The organism is Stenotrophomonas maltophilia R551-3, from assembly GCF_000020665.1.
Taxonomy (GTDB): Bacteria; Pseudomonadota; Gammaproteobacteria; order Xanthomonadales; family Xanthomonadaceae; genus Stenotrophomonas; species Stenotrophomonas maltophilia_L.
Window position 1 is genome coordinate 4,507,501 of sequence record NC_011071.1, and the last position, 2,500, is coordinate 4,510,000.

Below are 2,500 nucleotides of genomic sequence, written 5' to 3' on the forward strand. Positions count from 1 at the left end.
GAAGTGGCCTCAGCGCCGTTCCCGTGTGCTGCGAAGTTTCCTTCGTAGCGAGCCGCCCATTATAGCCGGCTTTTCCGCTTCGTCAACACCTTTTTTCAAGGCCGTCTCACCGGAGTGGACGTTGTTGCCGATGCTGCTTCGTCGTTGGACCCGAGGGTCTTTCGTCGTTGCGAGCCGCCTATTATGGCAGGCCTTTCAGCTTTGTCAACAACTTGTTGAAGGAACCTGAAGCTCTTTCTGAAGTTGTTGCTGCAAGTCCAGGTCAAAACCAGGGGCTTGCAAAAAAAGGAAAACCCCGCTGCGTAAGCAGCGGGGTTCTCGGGTATAAACCCTGGCGATGACCTACTCTCGCATGGCTTAGGCCACACTACCATCGGCGCAGCTACGTTTCACTTCCGAGTTCGGGATGGGATCGGGTGGTTCCATAGCGCTAATTTCACCAGGGAGGCTTTTGGAGAGTCGCACTCGTCCCGGAGGGACAAGGCGCCAGCCTCGCATAGTTCTTGTGACGTAGCGTGCACTTGGATGCTCTTACGACGCTGTCGTAAAGCCAAGGCAACTTGAGGTTATATGGTCAAGCCACACGGATCATTAGTATCAGTTAGCTCAATACATTGCTGTACTTACACACCTGACCTATCAACCACATAGTCTATATGGTTCCTTCAGGGGGCTTGTGCCCCGGGAGATCTCATCTTGAGGCGCGCTTCCCGCTTAGATGCTTTCAGCGGTTATCGCTTCCGAACATAGCTACCCGGCAATGCCACTGGCGTGACAACCGGAACACCAGAGGTTCGTCCACTCCGGTCCTCTCGTACTAGGAGCAGCCCCTCTCAAATCTCCAACGCCCATGGCAGATAGGGACCGAACTGTCTCACGACGTTCTGAACCCAGCTCGCGTACCACTTTAAATGGCGAACAGCCATACCCTTGGGACCGACTACAGCCCCAGGATGTGATGAGCCGACATCGAGGTGCCAAACACCGCCGTCGATATGAACTCTTGGGCGGTATCAGCCTGTTATCCCCGGAGTACCTTTTATCCGTTGAGCGATGGCCCTTCCATACAGAACCACCGGATCACTAAGTCCTAGTTTCCTACCTGCTTGATCCGTCGATCTTGCAGTCAAGCACGCTTATGCCTTTGCACACAGTGCGCGATGTCCGACCGCGCTGAGCGTACCTTCGAGCTCCTCCGTTACTCTTTAGGAGGAGACCGCCCCAGTCAAACTACCCACCATACACGGTCCCCGACCCAGATAATGGGCCCAGGTTAGAACGTCAAGCACGACAGGGTGGTATTTCAAGGATGGCTCCACTGCAGCTAGCGCCACAGTTTCATAGCCTCCCACCTATCCTACACAGACGAACTCAACGTTCAGTGTAAAGCTATAGTAAAGGTTCACGGGGTCTTTCCGTCTTGCCACGGGAACGCTGCATCTTCACAGCGATTTCAATTTCACTGAGTCTCGGGTGGAGACAGCGCCGCTGTCGTTACGCCATTCGTGCAGGTCGGAACTTACCCGACAAGGAATTTCGCTACCTTAGGACCGTTATAGTTACGGCCGCCGTTTACTGGGGCTTCGATCAAGAGCTTCGCCTTGCGGCTGACCCCATCAATTAACCTTCCAGCACCGGGCAGGCGTCACACCCTATACGTCCACTTTCGTGTTTGCAGAGTGCTGTGTTTTTGATAAACAGTCGCAGCGGCCTGGTTACTGCGACCCTCTTCAGCTATAGCTCGCACGAGCCACCAAAAAGGGTGCACCTTCTCCCGAAGTTACGGTGCCATGTTGCCTAGTTCCTTCACCCGAGTTCTCTCAAGCGCCTGAGAATTCTCATCCTACCCACCTGTGTCGGTTTACGGTACGGTCTGCGTAAGCTGAAGCTTAGGAGCTTTTCCTGGAAGCGTGGTATCAGTGACTTCGCCATAAAGGCTCGTCTCGGTGCTCGGTCTTAAAGGATCCCGGATTTGCCAAAGATCCAAACCTACCGCCTTTCCCCAGGACAACCAACGCCTGGTACACCTAACCTTCTCCGTCCCTCCATCGCACTTACGCGAGGTGCAGGAATATTAACCTGCTTTCCATCGACTACGACTTTCGTCCTCGCCTTAGGGGCCGACTCACCCTGCGCCGATTAACGTTGCGCAAGGAAACCTTGGGCTTTCGGCGTGCGGGTTTTTCACCCGCATTATCGTTACTCATGTCAGCATTCGCACTTCCGATACCTCCAGCAGACTTCTCAATCCACCTTCAACGGCTTACGGAACGCTCCTCTACCGCGCATAACAAAGTTATGCACCCCAAGCTTCGGTTTTGTGCTTAGCCCCGTTAAATCTTCCCCGCAGACCGACTCGACCAGTGAGCTATTACGCTTTCTTTAAAGGGTGGCTGCTTCTAAGCCAACCTCCTGGCTGTCTGTGCCTTTCCACATGGTTTTCCACTTAGCACAAAATTTGGGACCTTAGCTGTGGGTCTGGGTTGTTTCCCTTTTCACG

General features: G+C 53.9%; 2 rRNA genes (1 of these 2 cut by a window edge). Both read right to left on the minus strand.

From position 1 onward, the window contains the following. Positions 1 to 329: 329 nt before the first annotated feature. A 5S ribosomal RNA gene (gene rrf / locus SMAL_RS20300) occupies positions 330 to 444 on the minus strand. 126 nt (positions 445 to 570) lie between these two features. After that, positions 571 to 2,500: ribosomal RNA gene (locus tag SMAL_RS20305) — 23S ribosomal RNA — on the minus strand (it continues 950 nt past the right edge of the window).